General features: G+C 67.7%; 12 protein-coding genes. 8 read left to right on the top strand and 4 right to left on the bottom strand.

Annotated elements, in window-relative coordinates:
• Window positions 1-2 precede the first annotated feature (2 nt).
• The gene (locus F7O44_RS23330) at window positions 3-1,085 is read right to left on the bottom strand and encodes a trans-sulfuration enzyme family protein (RefSeq protein ID WP_162452708.1); all 1,083 of its coding nucleotides are present in this window, start codon (window positions 1,083-1,085) and stop codon (window positions 3-5) included.
• Between the two features lie 357 nt (window positions 1,086-1,442).
• On the opposite strand from F7O44_RS23330, the gene F7O44_RS23325 reads away from it, so the two are divergent.
• From F7O44_RS23325 to F7O44_RS23300, 6 genes are all read left to right on the top strand, one after another.
• On the top strand, window positions 1,443-4,280 hold the full coding sequence (locus F7O44_RS23325) for an FAD-binding and (Fe-S)-binding domain-containing protein (protein WP_162452707.1): 2,838 nt from the start codon (window positions 1,443-1,445) through the stop codon (window positions 4,278-4,280).
• Between the two features lie 122 nt (window positions 4,281-4,402).
• A complete protein-coding gene (locus tag F7O44_RS23320) occupies window positions 4,403-5,824 on the top strand; it encodes a 3' terminal RNA ribose 2'-O-methyltransferase Hen1 (RefSeq protein WP_162452706.1) in 1,422 nt (473 codons plus the stop codon).
• Complete coding sequence (locus tag F7O44_RS23315) at window positions 5,821-8,379, top strand: polynucleotide kinase-phosphatase (RefSeq protein WP_162452705.1); 2,559 nt, start codon at window positions 5,821-5,823, stop codon at window positions 8,377-8,379. The genes F7O44_RS23320 and F7O44_RS23315 overlap by 4 nt, the downstream gene beginning before the upstream one ends.
• Before the next feature lie 163 nt (window positions 8,380-8,542).
• Window positions 8,543-9,121: a TIGR03086 family metal-binding protein gene (locus tag F7O44_RS23310; protein WP_162452704.1), complete on the top strand. Its 579-nt coding sequence runs from the start codon at window positions 8,543-8,545 to the stop codon at window positions 9,119-9,121.
• A 93-nt stretch (window positions 9,122-9,214) separates the two neighbouring features.
• Window positions 9,215-10,060, top strand: coding sequence for an alpha/beta fold hydrolase (locus F7O44_RS23305; RefSeq protein WP_222851625.1), 846 nt, complete (start codon window positions 9,215-9,217; stop codon window positions 10,058-10,060).
• A 72-nt stretch (window positions 10,061-10,132) separates the two neighbouring features.
• On the top strand, window positions 10,133-11,161 hold the full coding sequence (locus tag F7O44_RS23300; RefSeq protein ID WP_162452703.1) for a phosphotransferase: 1,029 nt from the start codon (window positions 10,133-10,135) through the stop codon (window positions 11,159-11,161).
• A 12-nt stretch (window positions 11,162-11,173) separates the two neighbouring features.
• Here F7O44_RS23300 and F7O44_RS23295 read toward each other — a convergent pair whose 3' ends face one another.
• Window positions 11,174-11,542: an MmcQ/YjbR family DNA-binding protein gene (locus tag F7O44_RS23295; protein ID WP_246221387.1), complete on the bottom strand. Its 369-nt coding sequence runs from the start codon at window positions 11,540-11,542 to the stop codon at window positions 11,174-11,176.
• A gap of 91 nt (window positions 11,543-11,633) precedes the next feature.
• Window positions 11,634-12,623: a helix-turn-helix transcriptional regulator gene (locus F7O44_RS23290; RefSeq protein ID WP_162452701.1), complete on the bottom strand. Its 990-nt coding sequence runs from the start codon at window positions 12,621-12,623 to the stop codon at window positions 11,634-11,636.
• Between the two features lie 49 nt (window positions 12,624-12,672).
• Here F7O44_RS23290 and F7O44_RS29485 point away from each other — a divergent pair, with 49 nt between their 5' ends.
• A complete protein-coding gene (locus F7O44_RS29485; RefSeq protein WP_162452700.1) occupies window positions 12,673-13,581 on the top strand; it encodes a DinB family protein in 909 nt (302 codons plus the stop codon).
• Between the two features lie 63 nt (window positions 13,582-13,644).
• Here the strand turns inward: F7O44_RS29485 and F7O44_RS23280 are convergent, their stop codons facing one another.
• Entirely contained in the window at window positions 13,645-13,995 is a 351-nt protein-coding gene (locus tag F7O44_RS23280; protein WP_222851623.1) for an ArsR/SmtB family transcription factor, read from the bottom strand.
• Window positions 13,996-14,099: 104 nt separating this feature from the next.
• Between F7O44_RS23280 and F7O44_RS23275 the strand changes: the two genes are divergently transcribed.
• Window positions 14,100-15,689 carry an ABC transporter substrate-binding protein gene (locus tag F7O44_RS23275; protein WP_162452790.1) on the top strand — a complete coding sequence of 530 codons (1,590 nt, stop codon included), beginning with the start codon at window positions 14,100-14,102 and terminating at the stop codon, window positions 15,687-15,689.
• The last annotated feature ends 35 nt before the right edge of the window (window positions 15,690-15,724 follow it).

Raw genomic sequence — 15,724 nt, 5'->3', positions numbered from 1 at the left:
GGTCAGCCCATGACCGCGGCATCGAGAGCGCGCGCGAGGTCGGCCCACAGATCTTCCACGTCCTCGATGCCGACGGAGAGCCGGATCAGTGACGGGTCTACCAGTTCGCTCTCCGACGGCCAGCGCCGGCGGCGTTCCAGGGTGGATTCGACACCGCCCAGACTTGTGGTGTTGACCCAGAGCTCGACCGCCTGGACGACGCGGTCCGCGCCGGCGGCGCCGCCGGTCACCTCGATGGAGCACATGGTCCCGAACCCGGGGTAGCGAACCACGTCCACCGCTGGATGCGTGCCCAGGCGGCCGACCAGTTCGGCCGCGCTGGCCTGGGCCCGGTCCAGACGTACGCCCAGGGTGCGCATGCCGCGCAGGGCGAGGAAGACGTCCATCGGACCGGGGATCGCGCCGTGGAGTTTGCGGTGGCGCTCGAGTCTGGACACGAGGTCGTCGTCGTTGGACACCGTGGCGCCGAGGAGGACGTCGGAATGTCCCGCGATCAGCTTGGTCGCGCTGTGGATCACCACGTCGGCGCCGAGCTCAAGCGGCCGCTGCAGCAGGGGCGTGGCGAAAGTGTTGTCGACGACGCTGACGGCTCCGGCTCTGCGGGCAGCGGACGCCGCGGCCGCGATATCGGCCACGTCGAGCTTCGGATTGGCCGGGGTCTCCAGCCACACCATCGTGGCGCCGTCGGTCGCCGCTTCGAGCGCTGCGGTGTCCGAGATGTCTACCTGCCGTAGTTGTATGCGTTCGGTGCTGAGCCGTTCGCGCAATTGGTCGAGCACGCCCAGATAGGCAGTTTCGGGGGCGACGACCACCGCGCCCTCCGGCAGCAGGGACAGCACCGCACTCGAAGCGGCCAGGCCGGAGGCGAAGGCCAGCGCCTGCCCGCCTTCGAGCTCGCCGAGCACGTCTTCGAACGCTTCCCACGTGGGGTTTCCGTAGCGGCCGTACCCGCGCTCACCGCCGGCATGGTAGGTCGAGGCGAATGTGACCGGGTGGTTCAGCGGTGCGTCGGCCTCGGCATCGGGGCGCCCGCCGGTGACGAGGCGGGTATGCGGGCTGAGAGACGAAGAGCGCGAAACTGCCATGAAACCAGTATCTGACCCGGCGGCGCGATGCTCCGAGGAGGGTCCGCGGGCGCGACCACGGCCCACGGAACCGGAACCACGGGTCACGGAACCACGGGTCACGGAACCACGGGTCACGGAACCACGGGCCACGACCGATACACCCACCACACCTCCGGGTGATCGTCAGTGGGTTGTGGTCGCGCAGAGGTGATCGACAGTACGTCGTGGCTGCGGGTTAGCAACCACAACGTACTGTCGATCACGGGGCAGGGCCGGCGGGGCTGAACGGGGCAGGGCCGGCGGGGCTGAACGGGGCAGGGCCGGCGGGGCTGATCGGGGCGGGGTTGCCCCGGCGGCGGGCGATACGGTTGGACCATGACCGGTGCCCTCGCCCGAGAAGATGCTGTCCTCGCCGATCTTCGCCATATCGCGGGTGCCGAGGCGGTCCGCACCTCGGTCTCGGACCTGGCCGCGATGGCGCACGACGCCTCGCACTACCTGCTGCACCCGCGCGCCGTTCTGGTCGCACGCGGTGCTTCGGACGTCGCCGAAGCGATGCATACCGCGCGGAGGCATCAGCTGCCGGTCACGTTCCGCTCGGCCGGCACCAGCCTGTCCGGTCAGGCGTCCTCGGCCGGTTTGCTGGTAGACACCAGGCGGCAGTTCAGCGACATCGAGATTCTCGACGGCGGCGCCCGCGTGCGGGTCCAACCAGGGCTGACGCTGCGCCAGGTCAACGCCCGGCTGGCCCCGTACGGACGGAGGTTGGGGCCCGACCCGGCCAGCGAGTCCGCCTGCACCATCGGCGGGGTCGTCGCGAACAACTCCAGCGGAATGTCCTGCGGCACGGTTGACACCGCCTATCGCACGGTCGAGTCGATGGTGCTGGTTCTGGCCAGCGGCACCATCCTCGACACCGGCGCTGCGGACGCGACGGAACGCCTGCGGGCACTTGAGCCAGAGCTGCACGCAGGTCTGCTCCGGCTACGTGATCATGTTCGCGGCAGCACCGCGATGCGCGCCGTCATCGAGCATCAGTTCTCGATGAAGAACACGATGGGCTACGGCGTCAACGCCCTGCTGGACTTCGACGACCCGGTGGACATCCTCGCCCATCTGCTGGTGGGGAGCGAGGGCACGCTGGGCTTCGTCGCGGAGGTGACGCTGCGCACGGTCCCGCTGCTGGCCCATGCGGCCACCACGCTGCTCGTTTTCGATTCTCTGCCAGGCGCCACCGACGCGCTGGAGCCGTTGATCGCCTCCGGCGCCCGTGCCATCGAGCTGCTGGACGCGGCGTCGTTGCGGGTGGCCCAGTCCGATCCGGCGGTGCCGGAGTCGATCGCCGGTGTCGACGTCGTCGCCCACACCGCCTTGCTGGTCGAGTATCAGGCGGAGAACGCGGCCGAGCTGAGTGACCTGGTGGCCGCCGCGGGCGGCACCCTCGACGCGTTGAGTTTGGCCGCGCCGGCAACGTTGACCAAGGACGCCGCGGTGCGTAACCAGCTGTGGCGGGTGCGCAAGGGTTTGTATGCGGCGGTGGCCGGGGCCCGGCCAGTCGGCTCGACCGCGCTGCTGGAGGACGTCGTCGTTCCGGTCCCGGTCCTCACGGCTACGGTGAGTGAGCTGATCGGGTTGTTCGGCCAGTATGGGTACGACGACGCCGTCATCTTCGGTCACGCCAAAGACGGCAACCTGCACTTCATGATCAACCCGAAGCTCGACGAGCCCGCTGAGCTGGCCCGCTACGAAGCGTTCACAGAAGGCCTGGTTGATCTGGTGCTCGGCCGGGATGGTTCGTTGAAGGCCGAGCACGGCACCGGCCGGATCATGGCTCCGTTCGTGCGCCGCCAGTTCGGTGATCAGCTCTACGACGTGATGCGTGAGATCAAGCGGCTGTTCGATCCGGACGGCTTGCTCAACCCCGGAGTGCTGATCGACGACGATCCCCAGGCCCACGTGAAGAACCTCAAGGTCGTCCCGGCGGTGCACAGCGCGGTGGACAGTTGCGTCGAGTGCGGATACTGCGAGCCGGTCTGCCCCTCGCGCAACACGACGACCACCCCGCGGCAGCGGATCGTGCTGATGCGCGAGATCGCTGCCGCCACTGGCGAGCGGCGGCAGCGGCTGGAGGAGGAATACGACTACGCGGCGGTCGATACGTGTGCGGCCGACTCCCTGTGTGTCACGGCCTGCCCGGTGAACATCGATACGGGCAAGGTGATGAAGGAGATGCGTGCCGATCGCCACGGTGCGCTGGGCCAGCGAGCGGGCGTCACCGCGGCGCGACACTGGGGCGGGGCGGTACGTGGGCTTCGAGCCGGATTGCGAGTCGCCGAGGTGGTACCGGACCGGCTGATTGCCGGAGCCAGCTCTGCCGGTCGCCGGGTGCTCGGCCCGGCCGCGGTTCCGCAGTTGGGTTCCGGCCTGCCCGGCCCGGGACCAGCGCGCCCGCGGTCACAGGCGCCTCCGGACGCGGCCGTGGTGTTCTTTCCCGCCTGCGTCGCTTCGACCTTCGGTCCGGCCGGGGGCGAACTGGCCGGGCCTGGGGCGACGGAGGCGTTTCTGCGGTTGTGCGGGCGGGCCGGAGTGCCGGTGGCCATCCCGGACGGCATCGGCGGGCTGTGCTGTGGCACGCCGTGGGCTTCGAAGGGCCTGACCAGTGGGAATGAGGAGATGGCGCGGCGCGTGTTCGCGGCGGTGTGGACCGCGTCGCGTGGTGGAGACCTGCCGGTGGTCTGTGACGCGTCGTCGTGCGCCCACGGCCTGGAACAGCTGGGCTCCGCGCTGGTCGGCGCGGACCGGGAGCGCTACGACCGGTTGCGCGTACTCGACGCGGTCACCTATGTGGGTGACGCGGTCCTGCCGCACCTGACGGTGTGGCGCCGGCTGCGGTCGCTGGCTATCCACCCGACGTGCTCCAACGTGCACATGGGCACCGTCGATGACGTGCGTGCCGTGGCTGAGGCGGCCGCGGAACGCGTCGTCGTGCCTGCGGCGTGGGGTTGCTGTGGCTTCGCCGGTGACCGTGGGATGTTCTATCCGGAGCTGACCAGTGGTGCGACCGAGGCCGAGGCGGCCGAGCTGGCTCAGCACGACGTCCACGCCTACGCGTCGTCGAACCGCACATGCGAGATGGGTATGTCAGCGGCCACGGGCGAGGAGTACCACCACGTGCTCGAACTGCTCGAGGCAGCGACCCGCGAACCTGGGTGACCGCCCGCCTCACCGCGAATGGATGAGGGATTGGTGTTGCCAGGGCGACACCAACCCCTCAACGATCTTCGCCACGGCGTAGCCGGCGCGTGGCCCCGGCGTAGTCGTGAACAATAGGGCGGGTGTACGTGACGATCACCTCGACAGCTGAGTCCGCGACTGACCTTGGGTACCTGCTTCACAAGCATCCAGACCGTGCTCAGCAGTTCACCGTCTCGACCGGTGTCGTGCACGTGTTCTACCCCGAAGCGACGCCCGAGCGGTGCACGGTGGCGCTGGTACTCGAGGTCGATCCGATTGGGCTGGTCCGTGGTCGCAGGCACGGCGGTGACGCGTTCGCACTGAGCCAGTACGTCAATGACCGGCCGTACGCCGCGTCGTCGATGTTGGCGGTAGCTCTTGGCAAAGTCTTCCGCACGGCGATGGCCGGCAAGTGTGCGGCCAGGCCCGACCTGGTCGACCTGCCGCTGCCGCTGGAGATCCACGTTCCGGCACTGCCCAGCGTCGGCGGCGCCGCGATGGTCGCGGACCTCTTCGAGCCACTGGGTTGGTCGGTAGAAGCGAGCCCGATCCCGCTGGACGAGACCATGCCTGCCTGGGGTGACTCCCGTTACCTCGACCTGCGGCTGCGTGGAACGGTCGTGCTCGCCCAGGCACTGTCCCACCTGTACGTGCTGCTGCCGGTGCTGGACGACGCCAAGCATTACTGGGTGTCCTCCGACGAGGTCGATAAGCTCATCCGGTCCGGGAGCGGCTGGCTGGCCGGTCACCCGCGGCGGGAATTGATCACGCGTCGGTTCCTGGTGAATCAGCGAGAACTCGTCTCAGCGGCTGTCGCCCGTCTTGCGGAGGCGGACGATCTGCCGCCGGAAGCGCTGGACAACGCAGTCGACGGCGATTCGAGGACGGACGACACCGTGCCTCTCGTGGTCCTTCGCAGGCAGGCGGTCTTGGAGGCGCTTCATACTGTCGGGGCGGCCCGTGTCGTGGACCTCGGATGCGGTGAGGGCGCGCTCCTCCGGGACCTGATCGAAGACGCGCGATTCAGCGAGATCCTGGGCGTGGATGTCTCCCCGCGTGCGCTCCAGGTGGCCGAGCGGCGGCTCAACCTGGATCGGATGCCGGATAGCCAGCGAGCCCGGCTGCGGCTGTTGCAGTCCTCTTTGACCTACCGCGACCAGCGTCTCGCGGGCTACGACGCGATAGTGCTCATGGAGGTCATCGAGCACCTCGACCCGGCTCGGCTTCCCGCATTGGAGAAGACGGTGTTCACCCACGCCCGGCCGGGGACCGTCGTCGTGACGACGCCGAACGCCGAGCACAACGTCCGATACGAGGGTCTCCGGGCCGGGACGATGCGCCACCGCGATCACCGATTCGAGTGGACGCGAGCCGAGTTCGCCGGCTGGGCCGAGGGCGTGTGCGCAAGCAGTGGGTACCACGTCAGGTTCGTGCCGATCGGCGACGACGACCCTGAGGTCGGACCGCCCACCCAGATGGCGGTCTTCAGCCGCAACGACGAGACGGAGCGGCAGGCATCATGACGGAACTGGCCATCCCCGAGCTGAGCCTGGTCGCACTCATCGGTGTGTCCGGCTCGGGCAAGTCGACCTTCGCTCGGGAGAACTTCGGAACGTTCGAGGTGATCTCCAGCGACTTCTGCCGCGGCCTCGTCTCCGACGACGAGAATGACCAGGCCGCGACCGCGGACGCGTTCGACGTTCTCAACTACATCGCGGCGAAACGGTTGTCGGCCGGCCGGCTCACCGTCGTCGATGCCACCAACGTCCAGCGCGACGCCCGCCGCCAGCTGGTCGAGCTGGCGAAGGCGCACGACGTGCTCCCGGTCGCGATCGTTCTCGATATGCCGGAACAGCTGTGCATCGAGCGGAACGAGCAACGGCCGGACCGGGATTTCGGTGCGCGGGTCGTGCGGCGACAGCGTGAACAGCTGCGCCGGTCGATGCGGCACCTCGCCAAGGAAGGCTTCCGGAAGGTTCACGTACTCCGGACGGCCGAGGACGTCGCGGCAGCGACGGTGGTGCGGGAGAAGATGCTCAACGACCTCCGGCACGAGCACGGCCCGTTCGACGTCGTCGGCGACATCCACGGATGCCGGTCCGAACTCGAAACCCTGCTTGGAACTCTCGGCTACACCTTCGTTCGGGACGAATACGGGCGACCGGTCGATGCGGAGCACCCAGAGGGCCGGCGGCCCATCTTCCTCGGGGATCTCGTAGACCGTGGCCCGGACTCCCCCGGCGTGCTGCGCCTGGTGATGGGGATGGTGAGAGCCGGCAACGCGCTCTGTGTGCCCGGCAATCACGAGAACAAGCTGGTCCGCGCGCTGGGCGGACGCCAGGTTCAGGTCAGCCATGGGCTCGCCGAGACGCTGGCCCAGCTTGCCGAGGAGACTGAGGAATTCCGCCAGGAGGTCGCGGACTTCTGCTACGACCTGGTCTCCCACCTGGTCCTCGACGACGGGCGGCTGGTGGTCGCGCACGCCGGCCTCAAGGAGGCCTACCACGGTCGCGCGTCCGGGCGGGTGCGAAGTTTCGCCCTGTACGGCGACTCGACCGGCGAGACCGACGAGTTCGGGCTACCGGTCCGCTATCCCTGGGCCAACGACTACCGGGGCAAGGCGATGGTGTTGTACGGGCACACCCCCACCCCTCAGGCGGAGTGGGTGAATAACACCATGTGCCTGGACACCGGCTGCGTGTTCGGTGGGAGGCTCTCGGCGCTCCGGTATCCGGAGAAAGAGGTGGTCTCCGTGCCGGCCGAGAAGGTCTGGTACGAGCCGCTGAAACCGTTCCCCGCCACGGCCGAGTCCGCGCCCGACCTACCTTCCCGCGAACACGACCAGCTCGACATCACCGATGTGCTCGGCAAGCGGGTCGTCGAGACGGCCCACCACGGGCGGGTAAGCGTCCGTGAGGAGAACGCCGCCGGCGCGCTGGAGGTGATGAGCCGGTTCGCGCTTCATCCCCGCTGGCTGCCCTACTTGCCTCCGACGATGGCGCCCGTCGCCACGTCGAAGCATCCCGAACTGCTCGAGCACCCGGACGAAGCCTTCGCCTGGTATCACTCGGCCGGGGTCACGAACCTGATCTGCGAAGAGAAGCACATGGGCTCTCGGGCGTGTCTGCTGGTGTGTCGCGACGCGTCAGTCGCTTCGGCACGCTTCGGTGCGACCGACGGAGAGACCGGAGCGGTCTACACCCGCACCGGCCGTTCGTTCTTCTCTCCTTCACTGACCGAGGATCTGCTCACCAGTGTTCGCTCGGCGGTCGAGGCAGCGGGGCTGTGGGACGATCTCGACACCGACTGGATCCTGCTGGACTGTGAACTGTTGCCGTGGTCGGCGAAGGCCGAGGAATTGCTGCGAGATCAATACGCCACGGTCGGCGCTGCCGCATGCTCGGCGCTTCCAGCCGCGTTCGCCGGCCTCGAGGCTGCGCGTGGTCGCGGGATCGACGTCGGTGAACTCCTTGAACGTACCGGCGCTCGCATCAGCAACGCAGCGGCATTCACGGCTGCCTACCGGCGTTACTGCTGGCCCACCGCCGGCCTCGAAGGCGTGAGCATCGCACCGTTCCAGGTGCTCGCTACCCAGGGACAGACCTACTACGACCGCGACCATGGCTGGCACCTGCGGATCGCCGATCGCCTGGTCGCCGCCTCGCCGCGAGTTCTGCGCACCACGACGCGATTGGAGGTGGACACCACCAGCTCCGAGTCACTGGCGGCCGGAGTCGCATGGTGGGAGGAGCTCACTGCGGCCGGCGGGGAGGGAATGGTGGTCAAACCGCTCGCCAACCTCGCCCGCACGCGTCGGGGACTTGTCCAGCCTGGCCTCAAAGTGCGTGGCCGCGAGTACCTCCGGATCATCTATGGCCCGGACTACACCGAGCCGCAGCACCTGGCCAGATTGCGGGATCGAAACCTCGGCCACAAACGCGCGCTTGCTCTGCGCGAATATGCGCTCGGCTTGGAGTCGCTGGATCGGCTGGCTCGCGGCGAGCCGCTCTGGCGCGTGCATGAGCCGGTATTCGCTGTCCTCGCTCTGGAATCAGAACCCGTCGACCCGCGGCTATAGCGCGCGGCACCCATGGGCGACGTTTTGGCGTCCGGTGTGGACACCGTAGTGCTCGACGTCCCTTCCGACGACCGGCTCGAGGCGGTTCGGCCGGCGCCGATGAGTTTCCGGCGCCGGGGAAGTCGAAGCTTCGAAAGAGTGCATCGATCGGGGAAGGAAATTCATGCTCAATCTGGAACCTGCGACCCGTGTGCTGGCCGGCCTCGTGACCGGGGTCCGCGACGAGCAGCTGCCCGGGCCGACTCCGTGCGCCGGCAGGAGCCTGGGCGATCTGCTCGACCACATCGACGGCTTGTCCCTGGCGTTCACCCTGGCCGCAGCGAAGACACCCCCGGAAGGCGGGAGCCCGGGTCCATCCGCCGACGCGTCGCGGCTCGGGCCGGACTGGCGCACGCGGATCCCCGCGCGTCTCGCGGCTCTGGCCGATGCTTGGAAGGATGAGTCGTCGTGGGCCGGAATGACCGAGGCAGGTGGCGTTGACCTACCCGGCGAGGTCGCTGGTGTCGTCGCCCTGGATGAGGTGGTGGTCCATGGGTGGGACGTCGCCGTCGCCACCGGACAGACCTTCACCTGCGACCCTGAACTGCTCGAAGCGACCTATGATTTCGTGCGGCAGTCCGTCGCGGAGAGTCCCGACGGCACCCCCGGCCTATTCGGTCCGCCCGTCCCGGTGCCGGACGACGCGCCGCTCCTCGACCGGCTGATCGCTCTCACCGGCCGGGACCCCGACTGGCGGCCGTAGCGACCTGGGCCGGATCATCGGCCGGACTCATCGAGTGTGTAACAGAGATGACAGCGTTGAACACGACAAATCACGACAAATGAGGAGATAACGGTGAACGACGAATCGAACGAAGCGCGGCAGACGGCCTCCGCCCCCCAGACCGGATACGCGCCGGTCAACGGGCTGCGAATGTACTACGAAATCCATGGCTCGGGTGGCACACCGCTGCTCCTCTTGCACGGCGGGTTGTTCAACATCGACCTGCAGTTCGGCCAGGTCCTGCCGGGCCTGGCCAAGACTCGTCAGGTCATCGCCGTGGACTTCCAGGCGCACGGGCGAACCGGTGATGTCGACCGCCCGCTGACCAGCGCCAACCTGGCCTCCGACATCGTCGGACTACTAGAACACCTCAGGATTCCCCAGGTTGACGTGTTCGGTTTCAGCGTGGGCGGTGCGGTCGCTTTGCACCTGACGATCAAGCACCCGGAGATGGTCCGCAAGCTGGTCGTGTCGTCGGTGTCGTTCCACCCGGACGGGGACCGGCCCGAGAACAAAGAGGCTGTCGGCGAGTTGTCGGTCGACATGATCGCCGGCACGCCCATGGAACAGGACTACCTGGCCAAATCGCCGAATCCGGACCAGTTGCAAGGTCTGCTCGACAAGCTCGGAGCGTTTGACGACGGCTTCGACGGCTGGTCTGACGTGGAGATCGAAGGCATCGCCGCGCCGACGCTGATCACCGTGGGCGACTGCGACGCCGTGACCCTTGAACATGCCGTGCGGTTCCTGCGGTTGCGCGGTGGCGACGTCAACGGCGACTTCGTCGGCGTCCCCACCTCGCAACTGGCGGTGTTCCCTGGCACGACGCATTTCAACGGGCTGAGCCGCACCGCACTCGTTCTAGACGTCGTGACCACGTTCCTCGACGCACCGACTGAACCAGCAAGCCCCGCATGATCATTGGCACTTCACCTCGCCATGCAGGGGTTAACCGCCAATGATCATCGGCTGAAGGCAAAATTGCGTGGCATGGGTGCCCGATCAGAGCAGCTTGAGCCGTCCATGACGGCTGTGGTTTCCGCGTTCTCCCTCGACGGGACTCCGCGGACGATGACTCGGGTGGCGGGTGCGTGGTCGCACCGGGTCTACCGGCTGGAGACGTCGGTGAACGTGTATGCCGTCAAGCAGATTCTGGATCCGTGGGAGGACCCGTCCTGGCGCTTGTGGCTGGCGGAGGCGTGGGAGTTCGAACTCGCCGCGTTCTATGCCGGTGTGTCGATGCCCCGCCCGGTTGCCGGCCCGGATGGGGGATGCCTCGCCGATGTCGAGTCCGACGACGCGGAACGGTTGCTGCCGGTGCGGGTGCACGAGTGGGCCGACGCCACGCCCTGTCCAGCGGGGCCGGTGCGCAAAGACGTCGCTGAACGCCTCGCCCAGGACTTGGCGAAGATGCACGCTGTGCGGCATTTCCCACGACGCCGGGAGGTGTTCCCGCGGCCATCCCGGGACAACGTGGACGGCTGGCCCGAACTCGTCGAGCGGCTCCGCGCGGTGGATCCAGACCTCGCCGGCGTCGCTGCTGACATCTCGCCATGGATCGGCCGCGTAGGGGAGCTGTTCGACGCCGCCGACCATGATGTCGACGGCCTGCCGATGAGCCATGGAGACATCGACCAGAAGAACGTACTCCTCGGCAACGACGGTCCAGTGCTGTGTGACTGGGACGTGGCGATGCCGTGGGACGGGCGAGTGGAACTGGCCAGAACCGCGATGTCGCTTGCGCGTTGGGAGCGGCCCGACGTCGCCGGGTGGGTCATCACGGCCTATCAGTCGGCAGGCGGCGAAGCCGCCTCCGTGTCCCCGCAAGACCTGGCTGTTGACTTGGTGCTCGGTGTGGATTGGTTGGTGTTGTGCTTGGAACGGGCCACGGGATTGCGGGCTGCAGATGCGCAGCGACAGTACGAGAGCCGCACGATGATCTCGCAGTTGATGGCAGAAGTTCCTGAACACGTCCGTACCGCGCTGAACATCCAGACGTGGCTGACCGGCACTAGCTGACCGGCACGGTGATCACGAAGGAGCGTGGGCGGCCAGCCATTCCCGCGCCCGGCGCGCCGACGCGCGGCACAGCCAGGCATCCTGGATCACCTCGGTCAGCTCGTCCAGCGTGAGTTCATGGATCTGGCTGCCTCGCGCCAGCACGGACTTGTGGCCGTCGAAATGCGGCGTGGTGAAGAACGGCGTCGACTCGTCCCGGACCAGCGCATCCTTGTCGTTTTCGGAAGCGACCCAGAAGACGATCACGTCGTCGTATCGCTCGCCGGTGTCCGGATCGACGGCATCGGGTCGCGGAGTGCGGAAGACGATGAACAACTTTCCGCCTACTCGATATGCCGCGTTGTCGGCACCGTCCGGGTAGTCGACGGTGACGTGTGGCATGGCCAGAGCGAGTTCGTGTACGTCCTCGATCCGGGCCGGCCGGGTCTTCTGATGCGCCACGTCCTCATCGTAGACAGCGCATCGACCGGTGTCATTGGAAAAATCCCGCAACTGATGGTCGGCCCGGCAGATGGTCAGCATCGTGGGCCTCCAGAAGCGCGCGAGCAGCGTCAAGCATGTCGGCGCGCAACTCGGCCGGCTCGAGAACGACGACGTCGCCGGCCAGGCCGAGCAGGTAGACCCGGGCCTCGTATATCCGCTCGAACGTCATAACGACGTCCCACCATCCATCCGGCCGCTCCGTGGCGTCGTCGATCACCGCGTTCGGCGCCCACCGAAGCCGGTGCCCCACCTCGCCACGCACTCGTAGCCGCACCGGGCAGTCGCGCAGGCTGGCGAAGTATTCCCGATTGGTGTTCTCCCAGTGGCCCGCGAGATCGAAGCCAGCAGGGCGGTCGAAGGTTTGGTCGGTCAGCAGCGCCTGGCTGATCCGTTGCACCCGGTAGGTGCGGAACTCGCCGTCGTCACGCAGGCCGACGAGGTACCACGAGCGCCTTTTGGCGACCAGGCCCAGCGGCGCTATCGTCACGGCGCGTCGCGCCCGTCCGTAGTGCAGCCGTAGCTTTCGCTCCTCCCACACACCCTGTTGCAGCACTGGCAGCCAGGTCGAGGCCTCGCCGGCGCCTTGCCAGTCGGCGTGGTCGACGAGTATCCGCTCGCGGGCGAGGTCCGCATCCCGCCGGGCGCTGGCCGGTACGGCAGAGAGCAGCTTGGTGATCGCGCTGGTCGAAGCGGTGGATAGGCCCAGGTCGGAGAGCACGTGCCCGGTGGTGCCGATGAACAGCGCCGCGGACTCCGCCGGGCTCAGCCCGTTCAGCCGGGTGCGGTAGTCGGCGCTGAGTGACCACCCGCCGGCCCGGCCGCGGTCGGCATACACCGGGATGCCGGCCAGGCTCAGCGCGTCGAGGTCGCGCTGGATAGTGCGTGCGGAGACGTCGAGCCGCTGCGCCAGCTCAGCGGCGGTCATCCGCCCGCGGGTCTGTAGCAGGAGGACGATTTGGACGAGCCGGTCGGCACGCATTCCTCAAATATGACACAGGGTGTCCTATTTGGCTTCTACGGTGAAGGACATGACGAACACATGGCGTACCGAATTGCTCGAACAGCTCGAGTTCTACTGGCACGCCCATCTGCGTCCTCGCCTCGACGGGTTGACCGACGACGAGTACTTCTGGGAGCCGGTGCCCGGTTGCTGGAGCGTTCGCAAGGGGCCCGACGGCGTCTACGAGCTCGAACAGCTCTCACCCGACCCACCGATCCCGCCCCTGACCACTATCGCCTGGAGGACCGTCCACGTCGGCAGAGACATCTTCGGTACGCGGGCGCGCGCCTTCTTCGGTCCCACCACCGCACCGGACGACGCCGGCATGTACGACCTACGGCACTGGCCCGAGCCGTTGGCGGATACGGCGGACGACGCGCTGGCCTTCCTCGAGCAGACGTACGCGCTCTGGCATGACGGCGTCGCCGCTCTGAGCGACGGCGAACTGCGCGCACCACTGGGCGCCAAGGGCGAGGAGTTCGCCGAATTCTCGATGGCTCAGCTGGTGCTGCACGTGAACCGCGAAGTCATGGCGCACGGCGCGGAGATCTGCCTGTTGCGCGATCTGTATCGGGCCTACGGTCTTCGGAAGAATCCGCTGGTGGCGGCCGGTCTCGCCGGAGATGCGCAAGCGAGCGCCCGCGAAGTCCAGGACCATGCGGCCGAGACGCGGGTGAGCCGTCCCGAGCTGGTCTGTGAAGTGGCCGCGTTGCGGCACTGGGATGTAGTTCGGGTTCTGGTGCGAAACGGCTTCGACGTCAACGCCGGATCGCCGACGGCTCTGCACTACGCGGCCGGTGCCGGCGCCGTGGATGAGGTGCGCTTCCTGGTGGAGCATGGTGCCGATACCGCCGCCACGGACGCGAAGTTCGGGCTCGCGCCGCTCGGCTGGGCCGAGTACTTCGGGCACGACGCCGTGACCCGGTACCTGCGGTAGCGCGGCGTCCCCGATTCAGGCGCCGATACCCCCGTCGCCCCGACAGGCCAGGCGACAGTGACACTAGGCGTCGTCCCCGGCGTGGGTGGCCCCAAGGCGGTGCAGCATGTCATGGATCGTGTCGTCGTCGAGCGAATAGAGAACGGTGCGGCCCGACCGCTCCGACCTCACCCACCCGTTGCTGCGCAGCAGCCGCAGCGCGTGTGAGACCGACGTGTCGCTCATGCCGACGGCGACGGCGAGGTCGGAGACGGCGATCCCAGGGGCTCGGTGCAGGCAGAACAGCAGTCGCAGCCGGTTGGGGTCGGACAACAGGGCGAAGCGTCGGGCCCAGGCGTCGATGGTGTGGTCGTCGCGTAGCGCGGCGGTTGCCTCAGCTCGTTTGTGGGGATCGATCGCCGGGACGTCGTTCACGCTCGCCATCTTGCCATCAGCTCGAACCCGGGCACCCACACCTTCACAGTTGAACAACTGTTCAGCTATTGTCGCTCAGCGTGAAGCTTCGAGTAACAGCTGTGATGCCCGTTGCGCTCGTGGTCTTGGCGGCGTGTGGGGAGCCCGCCGAGGACGGCGCCGAGGCACAAGACCACCACATCGTGCTGGCCGACTCGTACGAACCGGAGAACTTCAATCCGGTCGCCGGTCACGGCGAGGACGGTTCGTCGAAGATCTATGACGGGCTGCTCCGGCTGGCTGCCGGTGAACAGGCAACGCCCGAGCTGGAGCCTGCGCTGGCCACCGGTCGGCCGGAGGTGAACGCCGACGCCACCGAGTGGACGCTCGAATTGCGCGACGACGTCACATTCCACGACGGCTCTGAATTCAGCGCCGACGACGTCGTGGCCACATTCGAGGCCATCATCGACCCGGCCTTCGCCTCCCCTCTCGCGTCGGCGTACGGCATGCTCGATCGGGTTGAGAAGGTGGACAACCACACGGTCCGGTTCCACCTAGAGTATTCATACGCACCGTTCGACACCCGGCTGCTGCTCGGAATCGTCCCCGCTGCCGCTGTGGCCGACCCGGCACCGGTCGAGGAATCGCCGCTCAACACCGAGCCGATCGGCACCGGTCCGTATCGGCTGGACGAGTGGCGGCGCGGCGAGCGGGTGGTGCTCGAAGCGAACGACGAATACTGGGACGGCGCGCCAGACGTGACGCGGCTGACGATTGCCTCCGCGACGGACGACAACACGCGGGCCCAGCGCATGCGCTCGGGCGAGTTCGACGGGGCATGGTTGCCGCCCAAGCTCGCGGCTACGTTCGCCGACGCTGACGACGCCGAAGTGGTCACCAATCCGAGCGCCGACTGGCGGGGCATCACCATGCCCGCGGGTCATCCGGTCACCGGCGACCCGGACATCCGCATGGCCCTCAACCTCGCCGTGGATCGCGAGGCGATGATCGAAACGGTGCTGGCCGGACACGGAGTCCCCGCGCACACACTCATTCCCGAGGTGTTCGGGCAGTACTACAATCCCGCCGCCGTCTTCCAGCATGATCCGGAGGCCGCGAGCCAGCTGCTCGACGACACCGGATGGGACGAGGCCGACGACGGCATCCGGGTCAAGGACGGCCAACGGGCGGAGTTCACGGTGATGTACTTCCCCGAGGAGACGGTCCGGCGTGACCTCGGACAGGCATTCGCCTCCGATGCGCGCGCTATCGGGATCGAGGTGACCTTGGAGGCCGTGGACCGCCCGGAGTTCCGTCCTCGCACTCCGCAGGACGCCGGGGTGCTCGGCGGTGGGGACTTCCCCTTTGACCCCGATCCCCAGGTGTACAACGCGTTGCATTCCCAGTTCGCTGACTACGACGACGCCAATCCGTTTCTCAACCCCACCGCGTTCCGGGACGACGACGTCGACGCGGCTCTCGATCTGGGGCGGCGCAGCCTGGACGAAGAAGAGCGGGTACAGGCGTATCACGAGATCCAGCAGCGCCTGGTCGACGACCCGCCCTACGTCATGCTCGCCTTCCTCGACCACACCTATGTCATGAAAGCCGACGACCGATGGACCGGCACCACGCAGATCGTCGAACCCCATGCGCACGGCGTGGAGTGGGGGCCGTGGTGGAACATCCGCGAGTGGCGGCGAAGTGAGTGAGGAGACGCGCGTGACGGTTGAGCGCGAACGGCGAG

It is taken from the genome of Phytoactinopolyspora mesophila (assembly GCF_010122465.1).
Lineage (GTDB): Bacteria > Actinomycetota > Actinomycetes > Jiangellales > Jiangellaceae > Phytoactinopolyspora > Phytoactinopolyspora mesophila.
This window is presented reverse-complemented; position numbering and strand designations above follow the sequence as displayed.

Coding starts and splice junctions, on each gene's coding strand:
- F7O44_RS23310 (WP_162452704.1), top strand. CDS start 8,543: ATGCTCAATCTGGAACCTGCGACCCGTGTGCTGGCCGGCCTCGTGACC.
- F7O44_RS23290 (WP_162452701.1), bottom strand. CDS start 12,623: ATGCGTGCCGACCGGCTCGTCCAAATCGTCCTCCTGCTACAGACCCGC.
- F7O44_RS23295 (WP_246221387.1), bottom strand. CDS start 11,542: ATGCCACACGTCACCGTCGACTACCCGGACGGTGCCGACAACGCGGCA.
- F7O44_RS23315 (WP_162452705.1), top strand. CDS start 5,821: ATGACGGAACTGGCCATCCCCGAGCTGAGCCTGGTCGCACTCATCGGT.
- F7O44_RS23330 (WP_162452708.1), bottom strand. CDS start 1,085: ATGGCAGTTTCGCGCTCTTCGTCTCTCAGCCCGCATACCCGCCTCGTC.
- F7O44_RS23325 (WP_162452707.1), top strand. CDS start 1,443: ATGACCGGTGCCCTCGCCCGAGAAGATGCTGTCCTCGCCGATCTTCGC.
- F7O44_RS29485 (WP_162452700.1), top strand. CDS start 12,673: ATGACGAACACATGGCGTACCGAATTGCTCGAACAGCTCGAGTTCTAC.
- F7O44_RS23300 (WP_162452703.1), top strand. CDS start 10,133: ATGGGTGCCCGATCAGAGCAGCTTGAGCCGTCCATGACGGCTGTGGTT.
- F7O44_RS23275 (WP_162452790.1), top strand. CDS start 14,100: ATGCCCGTTGCGCTCGTGGTCTTGGCGGCGTGTGGGGAGCCCGCCGAG.